The 19,366-nt window shown below is 49.2% G+C and carries 21 protein-coding genes; 9 read left to right on the top strand and 12 right to left on the bottom strand.

The features are described 5' to 3' along the window. The first annotated feature begins 11 nt into the window (after positions 1-11). Genes HMPREF0044_RS05485 through HMPREF0044_RS05500 form a run of 4 tightly spaced genes read left to right on the top strand, consistent with a single transcriptional unit; the run spans position 12 to position 1,768 of the window. A complete protein-coding gene (locus HMPREF0044_RS05485) occupies positions 12-419 on the top strand; it encodes a hypothetical protein (protein ID WP_006547130.1) in 408 nt (135 codons plus the stop codon). Next, entirely contained in the window at positions 416-1,240 is an 825-nt protein-coding gene (locus HMPREF0044_RS07920; protein WP_006547131.1) for a peptidoglycan recognition protein family protein, read from the top strand. The genes HMPREF0044_RS05485 and HMPREF0044_RS07920 overlap by 4 nt, the downstream gene beginning before the upstream one ends. Position 1,241: 1 nt before the next feature. After that, positions 1,242-1,469, top strand: coding sequence for a phage holin (locus HMPREF0044_RS05495; protein ID WP_006547132.1), 228 nt, complete (start codon positions 1,242-1,244; stop codon positions 1,467-1,469). Then, entirely contained in the window at positions 1,466-1,768 is a 303-nt protein-coding gene (locus tag HMPREF0044_RS05500; protein WP_006547133.1) for a hypothetical protein, read from the top strand. The genes HMPREF0044_RS05495 and HMPREF0044_RS05500 overlap by 4 nt, the downstream gene beginning before the upstream one ends. A 35-nt stretch (positions 1,769-1,803) precedes the next feature. On the opposite strand, the gene HMPREF0044_RS08305 is transcribed toward HMPREF0044_RS05500, so the two are convergent. The 3 genes from HMPREF0044_RS08305 to HMPREF0044_RS07925 all read right to left on the bottom strand — a co-directional run bounded on the left by HMPREF0044_RS08305 (position 1,804) and on the right by HMPREF0044_RS07925 (position 7,157). Continuing rightward, complete coding sequence (locus tag HMPREF0044_RS08305) at positions 1,804-2,664, bottom strand: tyrosine-type recombinase/integrase (RefSeq protein ID WP_006547134.1); 861 nt, start codon at positions 2,662-2,664, stop codon at positions 1,804-1,806. Between the two features lie 343 nt (positions 2,665-3,007). Then, positions 3,008-4,159, bottom strand: a complete 1,152-nt coding sequence (fucO, locus tag HMPREF0044_RS05510; protein ID WP_006547135.1) for a lactaldehyde reductase — start codon at positions 4,157-4,159, stop codon at positions 3,008-3,010. A gap of 265 nt (positions 4,160-4,424) precedes the next feature. After that, the gene (locus HMPREF0044_RS07925) at positions 4,425-7,157 is read right to left on the bottom strand and encodes a GDSL-type esterase/lipase family protein (protein WP_006547136.1); all 2,733 of its coding nucleotides are present in this window, start codon (positions 7,155-7,157) and stop codon (positions 4,425-4,427) included. A gap of 326 nt (positions 7,158-7,483) precedes the next feature. Between HMPREF0044_RS07925 and HMPREF0044_RS05520 the strand changes: the two genes are divergently transcribed. The 3 genes from HMPREF0044_RS05520 to HMPREF0044_RS05530 are packed head-to-tail and all read left to right on the top strand — an operon-like array spanning position 7,484 to position 10,105. Then, positions 7,484-8,419 (top strand): metal ABC transporter substrate-binding protein, encoded by a 936-nt coding sequence (locus HMPREF0044_RS05520; protein WP_006547137.1) that lies wholly within the window; start codon positions 7,484-7,486, stop codon positions 8,417-8,419. A gap of 28 nt (positions 8,420-8,447) precedes the next feature. Next, positions 8,448-9,170: a metal ABC transporter ATP-binding protein gene (locus HMPREF0044_RS05525; RefSeq protein ID WP_040313046.1), complete on the top strand. Its 723-nt coding sequence runs from the start codon at positions 8,448-8,450 to the stop codon at positions 9,168-9,170. Further along, positions 9,170-10,105: a metal ABC transporter permease gene (locus HMPREF0044_RS05530; protein ID WP_006547139.1), complete on the top strand. Its 936-nt coding sequence runs from the start codon at positions 9,170-9,172 to the stop codon at positions 10,103-10,105. The genes HMPREF0044_RS05525 and HMPREF0044_RS05530 overlap by 1 nt, the downstream gene beginning before the upstream one ends. Here the strand turns inward: HMPREF0044_RS05530 and HMPREF0044_RS07930 are convergent. The 4 genes from HMPREF0044_RS07930 to HMPREF0044_RS05550 form a co-directional block, all read right to left on the bottom strand. After that, the gene (locus HMPREF0044_RS07930; RefSeq protein WP_006547140.1) at positions 10,102-10,761 is read right to left on the bottom strand and encodes a phosphatase PAP2 family protein; all 660 of its coding nucleotides are present in this window, start codon (positions 10,759-10,761) and stop codon (positions 10,102-10,104) included. The two genes, HMPREF0044_RS05530 and HMPREF0044_RS07930, sit on opposite strands and share 4 nt — an antisense overlap. 5 nt (positions 10,762-10,766) lie before the next feature. Further along, positions 10,767-12,080, bottom strand: a complete 1,314-nt coding sequence (locus tag HMPREF0044_RS05540; protein WP_006547141.1) for a DUF4921 family protein — start codon at positions 12,078-12,080, stop codon at positions 10,767-10,769. A gap of 130 nt (positions 12,081-12,210) precedes the next feature. Next, positions 12,211-12,618: an ACT domain-containing protein gene (locus HMPREF0044_RS05545; RefSeq protein WP_006547142.1), complete on the bottom strand. Its 408-nt coding sequence runs from the start codon at positions 12,616-12,618 to the stop codon at positions 12,211-12,213. 138 nt (positions 12,619-12,756) lie between these two features. Further along, complete coding sequence (locus HMPREF0044_RS05550) at positions 12,757-13,590, bottom strand: aldo/keto reductase (protein WP_006547143.1); 834 nt, start codon at positions 13,588-13,590, stop codon at positions 12,757-12,759. Between the two features lie 116 nt (positions 13,591-13,706). On the opposite strand from HMPREF0044_RS05550, the gene HMPREF0044_RS05555 reads away from it, so the two are divergent. Beyond that, a complete protein-coding gene (locus HMPREF0044_RS05555) occupies positions 13,707-14,387 on the top strand; it encodes a hypothetical protein (protein ID WP_006547144.1) in 681 nt (226 codons plus the stop codon). A 60-nt stretch (positions 14,388-14,447) separates the two neighbouring features. Here HMPREF0044_RS05555 and HMPREF0044_RS05560 read toward each other — a convergent pair whose 3' ends face one another. Beyond that, positions 14,448-14,837 (bottom strand): RNA-binding S4 domain-containing protein, encoded by a 390-nt coding sequence (locus tag HMPREF0044_RS05560; RefSeq protein WP_006547145.1) that lies wholly within the window; start codon positions 14,835-14,837, stop codon positions 14,448-14,450. Between the two features lie 98 nt (positions 14,838-14,935). Between HMPREF0044_RS05560 and HMPREF0044_RS05565 the strand changes: the two genes are divergently transcribed. After that, complete coding sequence (locus tag HMPREF0044_RS05565; RefSeq protein ID WP_040313048.1) at positions 14,936-16,507, top strand: aspartate:alanine exchanger family transporter; 1,572 nt, start codon at positions 14,936-14,938, stop codon at positions 16,505-16,507. A 94-nt stretch (positions 16,508-16,601) separates the two neighbouring features. Here the strand turns inward: HMPREF0044_RS05565 and HMPREF0044_RS05570 are convergent, their stop codons facing one another. The 4 genes from HMPREF0044_RS05570 to HMPREF0044_RS05585 all read right to left on the bottom strand — a co-directional run bounded on the left by HMPREF0044_RS05570 (position 16,602) and on the right by HMPREF0044_RS05585 (position 19,261). Further along, positions 16,602-16,895 (bottom strand): hypothetical protein, encoded by a 294-nt coding sequence (locus HMPREF0044_RS05570; RefSeq protein ID WP_006547147.1) that lies wholly within the window; start codon positions 16,893-16,895, stop codon positions 16,602-16,604. A 166-nt stretch (positions 16,896-17,061) separates the two neighbouring features. Further along, positions 17,062-17,352: an ArsR/SmtB family transcription factor gene (locus HMPREF0044_RS05575; protein ID WP_006547148.1), complete on the bottom strand. Its 291-nt coding sequence runs from the start codon at positions 17,350-17,352 to the stop codon at positions 17,062-17,064. Continuing rightward, on the bottom strand, positions 17,349-18,692 hold the full coding sequence (locus HMPREF0044_RS05580) for a M18 family aminopeptidase (protein WP_006547149.1): 1,344 nt from the start codon (positions 18,690-18,692) through the stop codon (positions 17,349-17,351). The genes HMPREF0044_RS05575 and HMPREF0044_RS05580 overlap by 4 nt, the downstream gene beginning before the upstream one ends. Before the next feature lie 140 nt (positions 18,693-18,832). Continuing rightward, the gene (locus HMPREF0044_RS05585; protein WP_006547150.1) at positions 18,833-19,261 is read right to left on the bottom strand and encodes a GNAT family N-acetyltransferase; all 429 of its coding nucleotides are present in this window, start codon (positions 19,259-19,261) and stop codon (positions 18,833-18,835) included. Positions 19,262-19,366 lie beyond the last annotated feature (105 nt).

A 19,366-nucleotide genomic window follows, 5' to 3' on the forward strand; every position in this document is an offset into this window, starting at 1 on the left:
GGAAAACATAAATGCATACATTCACCCCCGGCGCGCTTGCACGTGCTGAACACGTAAACGAAAATTTCACAGAGCTAGCAAACCGCATTAAAGCCCTCGAAGATTCCGCCGCGAAAATCGCAGACAATCAGCTGGTCATCAACGGTCAAGGTTACGTTCTCACGGGCACGCTTTCTAGTCTCCCTAGTTTCTCATTAACCAACTTTCAGGGGACATACGCGGGCTCGATGAATGTTAATCACCCATACACGCCGCCCCCAGGCTATGGATTCATGTACGAAACCGAAGCAACCACTGGATACACCGCAGTAATCAACGTTGCTCACACGAGCAGTCACACAACTATTCGTATTATTCAGGTTGGATCTGGCGATTCCCGAGCCTTACAAAAGCTACGTTACCGATTGGTGAAGCTATGACTAAATATCCTTTCAAGCTGATTACTTCTATCACGTCGCCTAACGATTCTGGCACACGACCTCTCAGCTGGATTACTCATATCGACATTCATCATTGGGGACCCCCCGACGCTGGATTACGAATCGAAGGCGTTACCGCACATCTTTGCAACCCCAACGCAAAAGACCGGTACGGCAATCCCGCGCCGGTATCTTCACACCTTGTTGTATCAGCGGGAATCGTTTACCAAATCGTAGACTTCAGCCGCATTGCATGGCACGCTTACCCAGATAACGAACATTCAATCGGCATTGAATGTAATCCGCGCTGCAGTAAGGACGATTTCGAGACCGTCGCACAGTCAATTGCTTACTGTTGGGACTTGATAGGTCGCATCGTTCCCCTGCAAGGGCATAAGGACGCGAATCCAGCACTAGGCACAGAGTGCCCAGGACGCTATTACCCACGATTAAAAGAGCTTTATAACTTAGCTCTGAAATACTACCGGAGAGCTACTAAAACCCAACCAAAACCAACCACCCTACCACGAAAGAAAGGTAAGAAAATGTTATTTGTGTATTTGAAAGATTACTCTACCGGCTCACATAAACCTGGTAGCGGACACTTATATGCCTTGGTCGGCTCTGGCTTCTTTTGCCGTTTCACCGGTCAAGCGCAGGCAAATCGATTTGCCGAGGAATACGGTAACGCCGTCGAAGTTACCGATTCCATGTGGAATGCACTAGCCGATTCAGCTAAATCTGGATCAAATAGCTCAGGCTACCGAGATTCTGTAGACGCTGATATCTCTCGTATTGCTAACGCTGTAGTAGGGGAATAACATGGGACGCCACACCGAAAAACGCGAAGAATACAGCGTAATCACTCCATTATTTACGCCTAAGTTCCGCCGTTGGACTTACGGAATTGCTACTGCTACCGTTCCGTTGCTGGTGGTTTATGGTGTGCTAGAAGAAAGCGTTGCGCCTCTTTGGCTAGCTCTAGTTGGGCAAATCTTTGCAACTGGCACTGCCTACCTGCACACCCCTGCGGAAGTGGCGGAAGAATGACTTTAGAACATCTGCCAGGGCTTTTGACTGCTCTTGCTACTCTGATTACAGCTATCGGTACGTTGCGTAATCATACGTCTATTAAAAGCGTTAAAGCCGAAGTGTCGCATAATCATGGTTCAAGCATGAAGGACGCTATTAGCCGAATCGAAAAGCGGCAAACCGGATTACGAGCATCTACACGCGCAATGCGTAAAGAGCTAAGCTCTTTAGGGCATCAAATTGGTGAAATCAAATCAGCCGCTAATGTTACTCACCAAGACCACGCGGCGCGTTTAAGAGCCTTGGAATCAAAGTAGAAGGGTAGGGGACTATATTTCGTCCCCTACCCTTCTTATCCTGCTAAAGAAACAACCTCACGCAACCGGCTATTTTCAACAGCAATATAACGCCTGGTTGTAGCAGGGTTCGTGTGACCTAAGATATCTTGCACCGCTGCGATGTCTTTGGAGCGGTTGTATGCGACCGTCCCGAACCGATGCCGAAGCATGTGTAAAGTGATGTCACCAGGTAGACAACGTGTCGCCAACTTTCCGGCGTACCTAGCGGACATATGCCCGTCTATATTACCTGGCAGCAAATAGCCCGCATTGCGCGCACATTCGGCGATTACTTGCCTAGCTAAAAGCTCCGGCAGCGGAACGATTCTTTCTTTATTACCTTTTCCGTGAACGCGCAAGGAATATCCTAAAATATCCTCAATAATATCTTTCGAGTGTACTTTAACGATTTCTTCTCGCCGTAGACCAACGTAGGCTGCTAAAGACAATATAAAATATTCTCTGTTTCCACCATTTTCTAAACCTGATCGAACGGCGGAATCAGGCGCGGGACGCGGTTTCGGAGAGGAAGGCTTTACCTTCGGTAAACCGGCGGAAATGTCAATATCGGCGTAGCCCGCACCGTGAAACCACCTAAAAAAGCTCTGCAGTGTCGCGTGGACGCTTCGGCGCGTTTCACATGACCATTCGTGCGCCGCAGAATACTCCATTAATGTTTTCGTGGTACATTCCGCCGGCCCTGCCTCGTACCATCTAGCAAATTGCCTAAACCTATCTACCCGCGTCTTAATGGTATTTGGTGATAGCTGGGCCGCCTTTAGTGCTGATTGCCATTCATCGACTGGCGCGACCCAGACAGTCGGGATTGGTGTTTTCTGTAGTGTCATGCCGCCAGCGTAAAGCATGGACGGCATATTTTTGATGCGTTTATAGAGTTTTTAGTGTGTATTGACCACAGACCAGAAGGTTGGGGGTTCGAGTCCCTTCGAGCGCGCTACACCGCCCGCTTGGTGATTTACACCGGTCGGGCGGTTTTGTTTTGCCCAAAAACTCCTACCTGTAAGTTTATTCCGTCGCACGTGAGTTAGGTTTTCCGTGCGACGGAAAGTTAAATGTAGTGCCCTCGGAAATTGCGTGGCACGAAACCAAAAGTAGGACTTGACTACCGGCGGGAGCATTTTTTCAAAAAAATACTCCCGCAGCTTATAGAGCGATATATCTAATGCTTTAAATAACCGCTTGATGAATAGTGCAAGATTACATAAGTGAGCGGTAGAGAGCTTCGATGTCGTCGCGGGTTACTGGACGTGGGTTACCAGGAGTGCAAACGTCTGCGTAAGCATCATCAGTTAGTCCAGCAATACCTTCTTCAGTTACCCCAATCTCAGAAATAGTAGTAGGGTTGCCTAGATCAACAGTAAGCTGAGCGACTGCTTCTACTGCAGCTTTACGAGCCTCGGCCAAAGGCATGGTGTAAGCGTCAGTTACTCCGAAAGCAGCAGCAATGTCGCGGTACTTTTCGCCAGTATATTCAGCGTTGAACTCCATTACCTTAGCCAGCAGGATACCGTTTGCCAGACCATGTGGGGCGTTGTAGCGGCCACCCAATGGGTGTGCCATACCGTGAACCAGACCCAGACCCACGTTAGAGTAAGCCATACCGTTAATATAGGCTGCCAGACCCATTTGTTCTACAGCGTCCAGGTTGCCGTCAGCGGCTGCTCGAAGGTTCTTAGCAATCATTTGAATAGAACGTAGACAGAGGGCATCCGAGAGGTCCCACGCGCCAGGAGTAATATAACCTTCGATAGCGTGGGTGAGGGCGTCCAAACCAGTTGCTACCTTTAGTGCGCGTGGCATGCCATCCATCAGGTCAGGGTCTACTACAGCTACGACTGGAATGTCATGTGGGTCAACGCAGACGAACTTACGCTGGTTAGCAGTATCAGTGATTACGTAGTTGATAGTGGTCTCTGAAGCGGTACCAGCGGTAGTTGGGACACCAATGATGGGGACGCCAGGATTCTTCGTTGGGGAAAGTCCCTCTAGGGATAGCACGTCTTCAAACTCAGGGTTGGTGGAGATCACAGAGATGGCTTTACAAGTATCCTGTGGGCTGCCACCGCCTAGACCAATTAAGATTTCCGCACCTGAGTTACGGAAGATTTCCAGACCCGCTTGGACTTTTTCAATAGGTGGATTTGGTACTACGTCAGAGAAGATTTCCCATGCGATACCTGCTTCATCAAGAAGTTTGGTGATGCGTTCTGCCGTGCCGTTCTGAGTTAGTGCTGGGTCGGTTACGATAAAGGCTTTCTTTACGCCTCGTTTTGCGATTTCGGTTGGGATGTTAGTGATTGCGCCGCGGCCGAAGTAGCCGGTTTGATTGAAAATCATGCGATAAGTCATTGTTATTGCCTGTTCTTTTGAGATGAACCAGAATACGTCGATGTACTCAGGCGTATTTCAAAAGTAAGGTCAGTAGTCTGCTTAAAGCAATACAGGTTTTTAACTTTATGGGCTTTGTTTTACGACAGTTTGTCGGAGTAAAAGATGATTGGTTACTAAGTCCCGTGAAGAAGGGTTAAACGCCAGGTGAGATTTTAAAATTTGAGGGGAACATATATGAAAGTGGGGACTACCTTTCGGCAGCCCCCACTTGCACTAGGTGAGATTAACGTTCGCTAGATTTGCGGCGCAATGCCACACCAACGCCCAGCATGCCCAGTGCTACCAGGCTAAGCAGAGCAGCGTCGTTACCGGTATTAGCCAGCTGAGGCTTCTTAGAATCAGACTGGTTAATTGCTGGTTTAACTACAGCTACCGGTTGCTTCTTAATCGCTTTATTCAGCTTTAGAGCGGGAACTTTTTCAATTGCTGGAACTAGTTCTGCTGCTGGGAATGGAGCTGGACCAGCTATGAGCGTAAGTACGATCGAGTATGGTGCCAACTTAGTCGCCTGAGCGTCATTGTACAAAGCTGTCCCAGCTGGAATGGTTGGTACCAGCATGTCGATGACAACTACCTGTTTGGAGCCTACGGCTACATCAGCAGAAACTTGGTAAGACAGTACACCATTTTCTAAGGTGACGTTCCAACCTGGGGTAATGGAGTGGTTCTTGTCCTGGCGGATTTCAATCTGCTGTGCGCCTGGAACACGTTCCAAAATGTTGAAGGTTTTAGCTTCAGCAGTAACGCTAATATGCTTTTCCATCTTCAAGCTAGGTGGTTCACCCTGTGGGAACTTGTCGCAAGCATCGCCAATGCCGTCTCCGTCAATGTCTTCTTGCTGCTGGTTTGGCGCGAGTGGACAGTTGTCCATGGTATCGTCAACCAGGTCACCGTCAGTGGTGACAGCTACCTGGATTGAAGTCAGGGCAGTTTGTGCATCTTCGTCGGTTACCTTCACTGTGACGTTACCTGTGTATGGAGCAGTGAAAGTGTACTCTGCGGTAGGTACGTTGGTGGTAGTGTCGAATACTCCATCACCGTTAAAGTCCCATTCATAGGACACTAGGTTGGAGTTTGGTGAGAGGGAGCCATCGGCGCTGAACTTGGCAGCTACGCCTACTTGCTGGGTTGGAATCTGACCGAGCTGAGCGGTTGGTGCTTCCAGAATTAGTGGGCGCAGGTCGCCTAGAAGCTGGATGCGGCCACCGGTTCGTGTGAACATGGCTGGTACGCCGGTGGTGCGGTCAGTATCTAGGTCGATGAGGTTTAGTTCTGCGGTGTTGGCAGTGAAAGCCTTGAGCAGTACGTTCTGCACATTGGTGGCCACGGTTGCTTCGTCTGCAGTTGGTTCTGCATCGCCGATGGTAACTACGATTTTGCGGGCTTCCGGACGCCACTCGGTGCTACCGGCTGCTGCGGTGAGAGTGGTGAAGAAATCACCTGCGTTGGTTGCATTGGTGGTGTCCAGATTATCGAGGGCGGTGATTACTTCTTCCAGTGTGCCGAAGGCAGATTTAGCTGGTGCGCCTTCAGGAGCTGCTGGAGCACCTGCTTCTGGAGTTTCAGAAGTAGATGGAGCGGTAGCTTCTGCAGGGGCTGGCGCGGAAGTTTCTGCAACTCGTTCAGTACCTGTTGCAACTGGCGCAGGGGTGGTCGTAGCCTCAGTGGAAGCTGTGGTGGCTCCCGTTTCTGGGGTGGTTGCTGGGGGGTCGGTTGTTTCAGGAGCTGTTGTTGCACCTGGGTTTTCGGTATTGCCGGCTGCTGGGCCGTCCTCGGATGATTCAGGAACTACCGGAGCTGCCGGTTCTGCTACCACGTAGGAAACTAAGCTGAAGCGAGCATCTTTTTGTCCGTTTGCGGAAGCTGCGTAAGTTTCTTTAGCGATACGACGAATCTGCTTTTTAATCTCTGCCAACTTAGGTTGGGTGAGCTTTGAGGATTCAACGACGAAAGTTAGGTCGATGGGGCGTAGGAAACTCTGAGCAGTGCGCGCAGAAGCGGGAACGCCAACAGTCGCGTGCACGAGCTTACCGATTTCTTCATGACCGGTGATATTTGGGTGGTAGAACATCAGGGTGGTGGAAGAGCCAGAGGATTCAACTTTGCCGTTCTCTGGATTTACCTTGCCTTCAGTTTCCAATAGTTCATTGAACCAGCGCTGTGGGTTGCGTCCGTTAAAGTTTGGATCTGGTTCGTGGCCTTCGAATTTAGCTTCAGTAGGGATGTAGGTGATTTTTACGTGACCTGGGGTTTTGTTCCACTCATCTACCAGGTCTTGTTGCATCTTAGTGGCTTTATTACCGAAGTCGCGGACACCTTTAGCTGCATCATAGGTTTTACCAGAACAGCCGCCGAACCAGCCGGTTTTTTCACACCAGACGTATTCCACGTTGGTGGAAAGAAGTGGGTAACCAACCAGCACAATTTGGGCTTCTGGGCGCAGGCGAGTATTTAGCTGTTCCAGAATTTTCAGGGTGTTCTCACGTACGGTTGGCATGAGCTTTTCAGCTTCTTCCATGGCTGGTACACAGTTCTTGTAGGAAGCGTTTAGCCAGGAGCCACCGAAGCAGTAGGTGATGATGTTTTCGAACTTAATGTCGTTACCGCCGATGGTGAGCATGACTAGGTCAGAGTCAGCTGGCACCTTATCGATTTGGGTATCGAGGACGCCCTGGGTTACTTCACCTGAGTGAGCCAGGTTGTGGATGGTGGTGTGTACGCCAGCAGCGTTGAGCTGATCAGCGTAGTAGTGCCCCCAGTTTCGCATACTGCGATAGGCAGTTTCGGGTCCGTAGTAGAGGCCGGCGCCGTTTCCGGCGGTGTAGGAGTCACCGATGAGGGTGAGAGTTACATATTTTTCATCCTGCGCTTCAGCAGCAAGGGCTGGAACTGACAGGGATAGGCTAGTTGCCAGTGCGACCGCTGAGGTCACTAACTTCTTCGTTAATGGGATCATAGATTCATAATATGAAATGCTCATTAAAATTGAGAGGGCGTTCGCAGTCTTTGCACAATTGTGTAACAGGAATATTGTTAACTGGGGTATTTCTCTTCGAAATTTGATTTGTAAGCAGTTTTCGCCTATTGGAAACGCGGGATTTTCGTTAAGTAATATCCTGTTAATGACTTGTTGTCATCTTAAAAACCCCTTATGTAAACATCAAAAGTCGCTGATTTTGATGCGGAAATGTTATGAAATCAGATGAAATTCTATAGGAAGTGTGAAAGGTCCTATATGCGATGCGGGTCTTTTGAACTAGAGTTTTCGGGTAGCCGAAGTTTATGATTGTGGGTATGCAAAATAAAAAAATGACACTCACCCTCACAGTACTAGCAATGACTAGCGCCCTCTCCCTATCCGCATGTGGCAACTCCACCAGCACTCAGGCAGAAAACGAAAAACCACGCGTACTCACCACCTTCACAGTGCTAGCCGACATGGCACAAAATGTCGCCGGTGAGCACCTCGAAGTCGAATCCATCACCGAACCGGACGCAGAAATCCACGACTACCAACCAACCCCAGCAGATATTAAAAAAGCCGAAGACGTTGACCTAATCCTCAACAACGGCATGGGCCTGGAACGCTGGTTCGAAAAATTCGTGGCAAATACGAATGCTAAAACTGCAGTCCTCACCGAAGGCATTACCCCAATCCCAATCGCCGAGGGTGAATACGAAGGCAAACCAAACCCACACGCCTGGATGTCCCCAACAGCAGCACAAACCTACGTTGACAACATCGTCAAAGCCTTCGTGGAACTAGACCCAGAAAATAAAGCAGACTACGAAAAGAACGGTGCAGACTACAAGGCAAAGCTTGCGGACGTGGATGCGAAACTAAAAGAATCCATTAACAGCATCCCAGAAAACCAGCGTGCCCTGGTTTCTTGCGAAGGTGCCTTCTCTTACCTGGCACGTGACACAGGTCTAACTGAAAAATACCTGTGGGGCGTAAACGCTGAAGGCGCGCTCACCCCCAAACGAGTTGCAGAAGTAGAAGACTTCGTAAAAACCAACAAGGTACCAGCCGTATTCTGCGAATCAACTGTAGGCGATAAGATGCAACCAATCGTAGAATCAACCGGTGTACCATTTGGGGGAGAACTCTACGTTGACTCCCTCACCGGCCCAGACGGTGAAGCCCCAACCTTCCTAGAACTGCTACAGTTCGATGCAGAACGCATCGCGGCAGGCCTAACCGGAAAAACCAAATAAACACTAAACACGTACCTTGGGAAGAAAATTGGATAACACAGTACTAAAAGCTGAAGACGTACGGGTTTCCTACGGGAAAGTTGAAGCCCTACAAGGTGCCTCACTCACCCTGGAATCCGGGAAAATCTGTGCCCTCATCGGCATGAACGGCTCTGGAAAATCCACCTTCTTCAAGGCAATCATGGGAATCGTGCCGACCAGCTCAGGGTGCATAAGCCTCTGTGGTCAGGAAAGCTTAACCGCCCGCAAACAAGGGCTGGTCGGCTACGTGCCCCAAAATGAAGAAATCGACCATCACTTCCCCCTCAGTATTGAAGAAGTAGTCATGATGGGACGCTACTGCTTCATGGGGCCACTACGTCGCCCAAAACCAGCAGATTACGAAGCCGTCGACCAAGCCTTAGAATCAGTTGGCTTACAAGACCTGCGTAAACGCCCAATTGGCGCCCTCTCAGGTGGACAACGTAAACGCGCATTCGTAGCCCGCGCCATCTCACAAGGAGCAAAACTCATGCTCCTTGACGAACCATTCGCCGGCGTAGACTACACCTCAGAACAATCCATCACAGAACTACTAATTGAACTAGCTGCGCAAAATACAGCACTTTTAGTATCCACCCACGACATCAACTCTATCCCGAACTACGCACATGAAGTAGCCCTGCTAAATCGCACAATCATCGCTAAAGGTGAACCAACCACAACTCTCACCGCTGAAAATCTAGTTAAAGCGTTTACGGAGAAGAAGTAATGAGCGCCCTCGGGAATATTCTGGAAAGCACCCACGCAAGCCTACTCACCCAAAGCTGGGCCTACGATACTTTTCTTGAAATCTGGACTCACCAATTCATGGTGCGAGGGTACGTGGTTACCCTCCTGGCTGCCGTAGTGTGCGCAATTCTGTCATGCTGGCTAGTGCTAGTCGGCTGGTCCCTGATGGGGGACGCCCTCTCACACGCGGTTGTCCCCGGCATCGTAATCGCCTACATCATCGGGATTCCATTCTCAATCGGCGCATTTATTGCTGCCCTCATCTGCGTTGGCCTAATCGCGTTAGTTCGCTCTACCTCGCGCATTAAAGAAGACGCTGCCATTGGTGTAGTTTTCACAACTATGTTCGCCCTCGGCCTGGTACTTATTTCAGTATTCCCCAGCCACATCGACTTACAGCACATTATTTTCGGCGACCTGCTGGGCATCACCCACGCCGACTTACTGCAGGTAGTTATCCTCGCTCCAATCGCCGGAATTATCGTGATTTTGAAACGCAAAGACCTAACCCTATTTGCCTTTGATCCGATTCATGCCGCCGCCATTGGGATTTCCACTAAACGTCTGGCAGCTCTGCTTCTCACGGCTTTGGCAATTACCGTGGTTGTAGCCATGCAGGCAGTAGGGGCAATCTTGATTGTGGCACTGCTGATTATTCCTGGAGCTACAGCTTTCCTGCTCACCAGTAACTTTAATCGGATGCTATGGATTTCTCCGCTGGTATCAGCATTTTCCGTAACTCTGGGAATTTATATTTCTTACTGGTTCAATGCCGCTTCCGGAGCCACCGTGGTAGCCGTTCATGGCCTGGTGTTCCTGGTCGTTTACTTACTTTCCCCACTGGGAGTGCGTTCAGTGATCGGCACCGGGAGGTTCAGCGCTCAGCTGCGGAATTTGATTTCCCTAGGGCGTTAAACGCAACTTTTCCGTAAAACTATCTGCTGCCACAAAAAAGCGCAGATCAGTACCCCGAAAGTACCTGCAAAAGCCCCGGCAATCACGTCGGTAGGGAAGTGAGCTATGACGATTACACGCGTTGCGGCCACAATGAAAACCCCACAGGCTACCAGCATGAAACCACGCGTCCAAAACTTTGGAGAAACCAGCACAATTACTAACGCGGCAAAGAAACCCACGGAAAAAGCTGTATGCCCACTGGGGAAAGATAAACTATTGGCAACAGGGTCAAAAATTACCGAAAAATCCAGTGGATTTGGCCGAGGACGCGCCACTAAAGGCTTTACCAGCGCAGCCCCCAACCAGCTGCTGAAAGCTAATGAGATGAAATAGAGGGCAAATAGCCTATCGCGTTTCCAAGCAATGAAACCAGCCGTAGCTAAAGTAATCAACACTGCTCCTAAAGGAGCGAAAGCTACTGCTACGAAATGGCTAAACTCGTGGATAAACCCAGAATCGACGCGATGTAAAGACTGCTGGTAAAAGCTAATTTCGTAAAGATGTACCTCACTGTCAACTAAAAATAATCCCAGCGGAATTAGAGCCAGTAAACCTAAAATAGGTACAGCTAAACCAAAAAGCCAAGAGTTCTTAACAAGCGGAAGATTCTGCATAAACCCTATCGTAAGTCCTTTGGACTAATTCGGCATTCGTCACCCAACGCCATATTGGCAATATGCCCGCTCTCACGTAGTTCAAACAAGCGAGGGAGCAGATGCTCACGAACTTCCCAAGGGTTAATCGTATTCAAGTAGATGCGAGTACCGCCCTCGAAACCAGCCAAAGTGGAAATCCGCCACTTCACCAGCAAACGCCAACGCATTGAAGAACTAATATCCGGAGGACAGTGATACCACTCCTCATTACAAGGAACGTCCGCGCCAGTCGCCGCATGCACAGCATGAACCAAATCTGAAACCCCGCGCATTTGCTCTGGAGTAGCCTCCCACGGATTATAAGCCGGACCCAGCGGCCAAATTGCCACTGAAGGGAAACGGTGACCAATGCCAGCTAACGCCACCGCATGCTCATTCTGAGCCAAAATCAGTTTCCGAGTGGCAGCCACATTAATGATGCCATCATAGATTTCTCGGTCAATCCGCAAACGTTCTAACTCAGCTTCAATCTGCACAGGAAGTTCATCAATCGCAACCGCCTGCTTATGTAAGTGGTCAAAAGACGCGCCCGCAGGTTTAAGCCAATTCTGGAAACACGCAACATATCGAACATGGTCGTTGAGCTGATACAAATCCCGCATCGTATCCGCAGTGAACTGCATGTACTGGAAATGTGCGTCAGCAGATAAGGTTCCCGAGGACGCCAACTGAGACTTATTCTCAGCCCCCGGAATGTAATGATCCTTTGCGACAATCACATCATGACCACCACTGAAGAAACCCGTTGCGTGAGGAAGTAGCTTAGCATCCGTCATCTCTGCCAGTTCCTCGGTCGAAACCCCAGAAGCACCTAAACGCATACGCACAACACGCATAACATGTTCAAAACCTGCCGGATCAGCCAAATATAAAGCCATCCGCTGAGACTCCTCAGCAGAAGGAACATGACCGTGGTTTAAGTTCCAGTAGTTATAGGAAACAATCTCAAACAAGTTAGGAATCCGGCGGAACTGTGCAGTCTGGTTAAAAAGCTGCGAAGCCGGAACATTCTGAAGGGTTTCCCAACTACCGTCAGCATACTGAACTACCCGAGACTTCTCAGGGGGAGTTTCAAAATAACGAGCAGAACAGAACGCGCAATGATGCCCATCTTGAGAATGGTCAATAGGGGAAATATCTTGGTTAGGGGCGCTTAACGGGCGGTGACCTCTACCAGGTACAGTCCAAACTTCAGTGCCAGTTAAAAGGTTCTTCTGCTTGACCGTGCCATCCGCACAGCGAAGCAGAGCTTGATTTTCTGAATGCGCCTTTGCCATAGTTCTAGCCTAGCAAGGTTAAGCTAAATTTGCAGAAAGTCAGGGTTGGTAGATTAGGCAGAAACGCTTTAACGCTGCAAGAATAAACAAAAACGAGGGCACCCAATGGACGCCCTCGGAAAGCAGAAAACTAGGCAGGCAACCAGCCGCGCGCCTGTTCCTTCAAACCATTCAGAATCTCTTCCGCCTCAACAGCTTTCTCTACCTGCACAAAAATATGGTCACGGTGGAAACCAGCCAAAATATTGCAAGTAATGGAACGGGCAGCCAAGCTCTGCGCAATCATCGCAGCCAAGCCAATCGTCTCTAAAGACTGTGGGGTATCAATAGAAAGACGTACGTAGCGGCTCACAATAGGTAAACCGGCAGCAATCGCTCGATCTTCGGAAATAACAACGGTTTTGCCTTCAAATTCGCGGACCACCGCGAAAGGTTCTACACCTTCAGGAATCTCTTCTAAAGAAAGAAAAGCGTAAACACCCTGGGCCTTAACGTTCATTGTTGCCAGGGCATAATCTAGGGAATTATTAACAGTCATGGCAAGTAATTTACATGAAAAACTCCCTGAGCTTACGTATGTCTCAAGTTTTGATAAATGCTGAATATGGAATTAATGGAGAAAAAGAATCTCCCCACAGATTAAATAACCCCGGGGAGATTCCGAAAACAGCTGATGTCACCCAAGTTTATCTGGGTGAGGGCCGATGCGACCGGCCTCTCCCTTATCGAGAGCATTAATAGCAGCAATTTCGTCAGCAGATAATGTGAAATCAAAAACGTTCAAATTTTCTGCTAAACGAGAGACAGACTCAGTCTTCGGGAACACAATATCGCCACGTTGCAAAGCCCAACGCAACGTCACTTGCGAAGCCGTTTTCCCATGTGCCTGCGCAGCACTAGTGATAGCCGGCTCATCAAAAACCTGGCCACGCGCCAACGGAGACCAAGCCTCCACGGCAATCCCATGCTCAGCACAGAAATTATGGAGGGCGTTCATCTGCAAGTAAGGGTGAGATTCAATTTGGTTTACCGCTGGAACAATAGAAGTTTCCTGCATTAATTTTTCTAAATGATGTTCCATGAAGTTAGAAACACCAATAGACTTAGCACGGCCAGAAGCTACGAACTCTTCTAAAACTCGCCAAGTAGCAGGGAAATTCCCATCGTAAAGATGAGGCATAGGCCAGTGAATTAAGAAAAGGTCAATATAGTCGAGCTGCATTTTTTCTAAAGATTCAGCGAAAGAATGCTTCGCATCAGCCTCAAGGTGATTCTGCGGTAACAGCTTAGAAGTAATGAAGAACTCTTCTCGCGGGATACCACTTTCACGAATACCCGCTGCTACTTCCGCTTCGTTTTGATACATCTGGGCGGTATCAAAATGGCGGTAGCCTAAAAGTGCTGCTTCGCGGACGATTTCTTGGGCATTTTCTTTTGGAAGTTTATAAGTGCCTAAGCCGAATTGTGGGATTATATACCCAGAATTCAGGGTGACGGTTGAGATTGCCATGAGTTTTTCCTTCCTGGCGCGATTAATTATGCATATGCATGGTGTGATTTGGGCATTTACTTATATAATCGCAAATGTCGGGTTTTGGCGCAGTAACTTAGATACTTTAAGTAACAATGCTGAAACTCGCAGACTACATGAATTGGGACAAACCAACGGGAGCCGTAATGCAGAAACGTGACGCTACTTCCAGTACGTTACTGAAACTTGCCGTTTGCTACGTAGTAGCACGAAGCCTAGAGTTAGACCCCCTTCCGAGTCCCCATGACGCTCCCGCAGAAGTACTGGAAGAACTAACTGTCACACTTGAAAACCTGGGAGTTGAAAACCCAAGCGAATGGGCAGAAAAAATCGTTTCCACCGCCTGCTCAGCCCAAGAATACTCAGCTGACAATGAAGTTGTCCTCTCAGTAACTAAGTACGACGCGCAGCGAGTTAAAGTCCTGCGTGACCTGAAACTCCGCTCCGCCCGTGGTCTACAACTCTGGCCACCGACCTCGCAAACCATCATTACCCGCATGGGTGGACGTTGGAGTGAAGCTATGAATGTCTGCGGTATGCAGGCAACTTCAGGTGTAGAAATCGGACACGCTAACGTGCGATTCACTGCTGAAGACCACCACGCTGCAATTCGAAAGTACGTGGAGGAACGAAAGCTAGAAAATCGTAGCTACTCATACGCCGGATACGTAACCTGGGCTCGTGAACAAGAAACCCGCGTACCATCAGGCGCACTGCTACGCGAAGTCTACCGCACCTGGCCAGCAGCCCTTGAGGCCGCCGGAATCGAAGACTGAAACACAATGGCTAGTCACCTTTAAAGTGACTAGCCATTTTTGTACCTGCTACAGGGGGTTTTAATTTAAACGGAAAGCGTTCGTGTCCCGCCCTCGTAAACTATCTAACTCGCGTCGCTCCCGTTTCGTTGGTCGACCCGACCCGCGCTCACGCACCGGCAAAGCCAATACGTCATGAAACTTCGGGCGCGGTGCTGAATGATCAACGTAACACTGCTGTGCCAGTGGGGCGCCCACGCGTTTAGCAATTAACTCAGTTACTTCTAAAACTCGGTCAAAACCCTCAAAACGGTATGCCACCAGGTCACCCACCGCCAGCTTCTGCGAAGGTTTTACCGTTACGCCATTCACTTTCACATGGCCGGCTCGGCAAGCCGCCGTAGCTCGCGAACGAGATTTAACTTGGCGTACACTCCATAACCAGGTATCAACCCGTACAGCTTCAGTCATATATCAATTCTAGCCTGACTCCCGCATAACCCAGGTACGTCATTGTATTTACGCCACATTTTTCGCCATGTTTAACGCCAGTGAACTAATCTTAAATAGTGCATGAAATACTAAGTCACCAACCCCTGTTAACCTTCTTCATGGTAGTTGCCGTGGGGGCAGCTATCGGGCAGATTAAACTTGGACCCCTGCGGTTTGGTGCCGCCGGCGCGTTATTCGTAGGCCTTTTCCTCTCTGGAATGTACCCAGAATTAGGTAAAGGCATGGGGCTGTTGCAATCCATTGGTTTGGCGCTTTTTGTCTACACTGTTGGTGTTTCTGCCGGGGCTACTTTCATCACTCAGCTTCGTAAGCAAACCAACCTGATTGTAGCCGGAGCAGTAGTTAGCATCATCGGTGCGATTGTGACGGTGATTGGCGCCTATGTTTTGGACATTCCTAAAAATCTGGCGACCGGTCTTTACACGGGGTCGCTTACGGCAGCTCCCGCATTGGATGCGGCAATTAATATTTCTAAGAGTTCTCAAGCGGGTGCAGGCTACGCGGTAGGGTACCCATTTGGTGTAGTTGTGGGCATTATTGCGGCTTCCATTGTGGTGGCGCGTCCTTGGGCGGGAGAAAATGATACTCCATCCCTGGCGGGCACCGGGCTGGTGGCTTTGACTGCGCTGGTGGAAAACCCAGTTAATATGCGTGATATTGAGCTGTGGAAGAACCAGTCTGTGCGTATTTCTTACTTGCGTCGTAATGATTGGACGCGTGTAGCGTTGCCTGGTGAAGATTTGCTCGAGGGCGATATGGTGACTGTCGTTGGCGACGAGGAATCTGTAAACACTGTCATTTCACAGCTGGGTACGTTGTCATCGGTTCACCTTGCAGATGACCGGCGTTACGTGGATTTTGAACGCATTACCGTTTCAAACCCAGATGTGGCTGGAAAGACTATTGCGGAGCTGAACCTGCCAAGCAAATACGGGGCAATGATTTCACGCGTGCGTCGTGGCGATTTAGATCTGCTTGCTAAAGATGAGTTGGCACTACAACCAGGGGATCGAATCGGCATCGTGGTTCCAAGTAAGGAACTGGATGTGGTGACGGAATACTTTGGGGATTCTTCGCGGAAGGTCTCTGAAGTTGATGCGCTGGCTCTGGGATTGGGGCTGGTCCTGGGAATGTTATTAGGCTTAGTGACCTTGCCGGTTCCCGGTGGTGTTTCTTTTAGTTTAGGGGCAGCAGCTGGCCCACTGGTGATGGGCATGATTTTAGGGGCGTTGCGTCGTACTGGACCGCTGGTGTGGAGCCTGCCGGAAGCCGCTAACTTGACTATCCGCCAGCTGGGGCTGCTGTTCTTCCTATCGGCTTTAGGTTTGGGAGCGGGCTCAGACTTCAAAGAAATCGTGTTGAGTTCTTTGGGGTGGAAAGCGGCTTTATTAGCTACAGTTACGGTACTGGTTTGCACTGTGGCGCTGGCGATTGCCGGTAAGTTCATGAAACTTTCTGCGCCTCGTGTGGCAGGTGGGGTAGCGGGTTTTATGGGGCAGCCAGCGATTTTGCAAGAAGCAATTGCGCGGGTTGCAGATGAGCGTATTGAATCTGCTTACGCGGCATTGTTCACCACTTCGATTGTGGTGAAGATTCTGTTGGTACCGCTGATTTTCTTCTTACTCTAATTTTTATCTAAAGGTACGTCTTTAGTTTTTGAACATTATTTTGGGTATTGCAGATAATCTGCAATACCCAAAATATTAGATTCTAAATCGGAAATCAGTGTTCGTCGTAGTGGTCACCGTGTGCTGCGTGACGGTGTCCGTCGTGTAGGTAGTCTACGTGGTCGCCGTGTTCAACAGCTTCGTGACCGCAGTCAGTGCCGTGAGTGTGGTCAGCGTGACCTTCGGATTCTACGTGGCCCGCGAAATCACATTCGTCGTAGTGATCTTCGTGTGCGTGGTGTACGTGTCCGTCGTGTAGGTAGTCTACGTGGTCGCCGTGTTCAACAGCTACGTGACCACATTCCGTGCCGTGGTGGTGTTCGTGTTCGTGAGTTGCGTGCTCAGACATTTTCTTTTCCTCTCCTAGTTGTTTATTTGGTTGGCACTGTTGTGTGCCTCTGATACCAGTATATATAAAAAATGGGTTATATAAAAGTAATTTTATGAAAGTTGTAAAAATAGAGGGCGAATCCCGAAAGGAACCTTCGAAATCCGCCCTCGAAAAACGAATAAAACTACTCGCTCATATGCTCAATCGCATCAATCACCAAATGACGCACATGCTCATCCGCAATCGAATAAATATTCTCACGGCCCCGAGACTCCAACGCAATAATCTTCGCCTGACGCAACACCCGCAAATGCTGAGAAGCCAAAGGCTGAGAAATCTCAACCAACTCACAAATCTCATGCACGCACTTCGGCGAATCAAACAAAATACGCAAAATCTCCAAACGCTTCCGCGAAGCCAAAGCTTTAAAAAGATCTACAACCGCAGTGAACTCATCAATAGAGTAATCGCTCATGCGCCCTCCCAATAAGCCTCCACCGCATCACGCAACAAAGCATGATCAGCAACATAGCTCATCTCACGCGCAGAATGCATGCTCAACAAGCCCAAACCAACATCAACAGTCGTAATACCCAAACGAGTCGAAGTCAAAGGACCAATCGTAGAACCACAAGGCATCGCATTATTAGACACAAACTCCTGATGTGGAATCCCCGCGCGCTCACACACGCGAGTCCACAAAGCAGTACCCACCGCATCAGTCGCATAACGCTGATTAGCATTAATCTTCAACATCGGACCACGCCCCGGAACCGGATGCGTAGCCGGATCATGATGGCCAGCATAATTCGGATGCACAAAATGACCAGCATCAGCAGAAATACAAGAAGAAGCATCCAAAATCTGGTGATAACCCTGCTCATCCGCACCCAAAGCCGCAGCCAAACGACGCAACAAAGACTCCAAAATCGGACCAGACGCACCAGAACGAGTTGAAGAACCCACTTCCTCATGATCAAAAGCCGCTAAAACTGCAATATCAGTGGTTGCGTTGGCAACTTCCGAATCCACAAAATTCTCAAGGGCGGACAAAGCGGCATGCACAGAAGAAAGATTATCCTGGCGACCCGCAGCAAAGAACTCACGATCAAAACCGAAAGTATTAGGCTTCTCAGTAGCGTAAGAAACCACGTCAAAACCAGCAATCTCAGTAGCATCTTCAAGCCCCGCTAAACCAGCTAAATGGTCCAGAATACAAGGAGCCTCAGAGCCCTCAGTACGGAAAGTCCACACCGGATGCATATGCTGCTGCGGATCAAGCTTAACGCCCTCAGCATTAACAGAACGATCCAAATGAATCGCCAACTGAGGAACCCGAGCCACTGGGCCAGTTTGAACTAAATGAGTATTGCCCTGCTTATCAACCAAACGGCCGGCGAAACCAATTTCGCGATCCAACCAGGAATTCAGCAGCAAGCCGCCATACATTTCCACATCAATCTGCCCCCAGCCGTCAGCAGTGAAAGAAGAGCCAGAAGGCTTCAACTTAAAACCAGGGGAGTCAGTATGACAACCCAAAATACGGAAGCCAGTCTTAGAAGAGGATGCAATAGCCTGTGGAATAAACCAGGCCATTACCGCGCCGTCGCGGACAAAGAAGTAGCCACCCGGAGTAGCTGGGAAAGAATCGGCTTCCTTTAGCTCAGTAAAGCCTTTAGCTAAGAGGCGACGCGAAATCTCCTGCGCAGCATGGTAAGAAGATGGAGAATTCACAATGAAGTCAGCAAAGTCAGCAACGTGTGCACGCTGAGCATCAGTTACAGGGGTTACAGAATTAATATTAGTGTCGCTCATAGTAACTATTCTACGCTCTAACCCTCAGGTACGTGCTTAAAGAAATGCCTGAAAATAAAGAAAAAAGGTACGTGTTTAGGATTTAAAAACCTAAACACGTACCAATAGAAATATCTAGCTTTTAAAGATACGTAATTGTTTCAGTGGGAAAAACGGTAAACATTCGTTTCGCGCTTCACGAAACCACAACGCTGGTACAAACGGTTCGCAGCTTCACGCGTAGGACGAGAAGTTAAATCAACCGTGCGCGCACCAACCTCAGTGGCGTAAGAAGTAGCCGCTTCAACCAGCTTCTGGCCAGCACCCTGACCACGCGTAGCCTCAGAAACCACCACATCCTCAATCCACGCACGCAGACCAGTAGGAATCTTGAAAAGTATCAGAGACAACATGCCTTCAATTACGCCGTCATCAGTGCGGAAAACAAACAGTTTCAAACAATCCTGCTCAACCAGCGCAGCAGTCTCTTCCACAGAAAGTGCCTTACCAGAAGAAGACAACTGAGGCAGCAGACGCGCCATTGCATCAACCAGCTCATCAGAACACTGGGAAATAAGTTCAACAGACATTGAAAATTCCTTTCAAAACCCAAACACGTACCTTAATACTAAAGTGTGGATTGTTTGATATGGTGAGTTGATGCGGGCGCGCCCTCGGAAAATCCTAAAGACACC

Source organism: Gleimia coleocanis DSM 15436 (assembly GCF_000159015.1).
GTDB lineage: Bacteria > Actinomycetota > Actinomycetes > Actinomycetales > Actinomycetaceae > Gleimia > Gleimia coleocanis.

Coding starts and splice junctions, on each gene's coding strand:
- HMPREF0044_RS05500 (WP_006547133.1), top strand. CDS start 1,466: ATGACTTTAGAACATCTGCCAGGGCTTTTGACTGCTCTTGCTACTCTG.
- HMPREF0044_RS05540 (WP_006547141.1), bottom strand. CDS start 12,080: ATGGCAAAGGCGCATTCAGAAAATCAAGCTCTGCTTCGCTGTGCGGAT.
- HMPREF0044_RS07920 (WP_006547131.1), top strand. CDS start 416: ATGACTAAATATCCTTTCAAGCTGATTACTTCTATCACGTCGCCTAAC.
- HMPREF0044_RS05555 (WP_006547144.1), top strand. CDS start 13,707: ATGCTGAAACTCGCAGACTACATGAATTGGGACAAACCAACGGGAGCC.
- HMPREF0044_RS05585 (WP_006547150.1), bottom strand. CDS start 19,261: ATGTCTGTTGAACTTATTTCCCAGTGTTCTGATGAGCTGGTTGATGCA.
- HMPREF0044_RS05560 (WP_006547145.1), bottom strand. CDS start 14,837: ATGACTGAAGCTGTACGGGTTGATACCTGGTTATGGAGTGTACGCCAA.
- HMPREF0044_RS07930 (WP_006547140.1), bottom strand. CDS start 10,761: ATGCAGAATCTTCCGCTTGTTAAGAACTCTTGGCTTTTTGGTTTAGCT.
- HMPREF0044_RS05550 (WP_006547143.1), bottom strand. CDS start 13,590: ATGGCAATCTCAACCGTCACCCTGAATTCTGGGTATATAATCCCACAA.
- fucO (WP_006547135.1), bottom strand. CDS start 4,159: ATGACTTATCGCATGATTTTCAATCAAACCGGCTACTTCGGCCGCGGC.
- HMPREF0044_RS07925 (WP_006547136.1), bottom strand. CDS start 7,157: ATGATCCCATTAACGAAGAAGTTAGTGACCTCAGCGGTCGCACTGGCA.
- HMPREF0044_RS05575 (WP_006547148.1), bottom strand. CDS start 17,352: ATGAGCGATTACTCTATTGATGAGTTCACTGCGGTTGTAGATCTTTTT.
- HMPREF0044_RS08305 (WP_006547134.1), bottom strand. CDS start 2,664: ATGCCGTCCATGCTTTACGCTGGCGGCATGACACTACAGAAAACACCA.
- HMPREF0044_RS05580 (WP_006547149.1), bottom strand. CDS start 18,692: ATGAGCGACACTAATATTAATTCTGTAACCCCTGTAACTGATGCTCAG.
- HMPREF0044_RS05495 (WP_006547132.1), top strand. CDS start 1,242: ATGGGACGCCACACCGAAAAACGCGAAGAATACAGCGTAATCACTCCA.
- HMPREF0044_RS05520 (WP_006547137.1), top strand. CDS start 7,484: ATGATTGTGGGTATGCAAAATAAAAAAATGACACTCACCCTCACAGTA.
- HMPREF0044_RS05485 (WP_006547130.1), top strand. CDS start 12: ATGCATACATTCACCCCCGGCGCGCTTGCACGTGCTGAACACGTAAAC.
- HMPREF0044_RS05545 (WP_006547142.1), bottom strand. CDS start 12,618: ATGACTGTTAATAATTCCCTAGATTATGCCCTGGCAACAATGAACGTT.
- HMPREF0044_RS05570 (WP_006547147.1), bottom strand. CDS start 16,895: ATGTCTGAGCACGCAACTCACGAACACGAACACCACCACGGCACGGAA.
- HMPREF0044_RS05530 (WP_006547139.1), top strand. CDS start 9,170: ATGAGCGCCCTCGGGAATATTCTGGAAAGCACCCACGCAAGCCTACTC.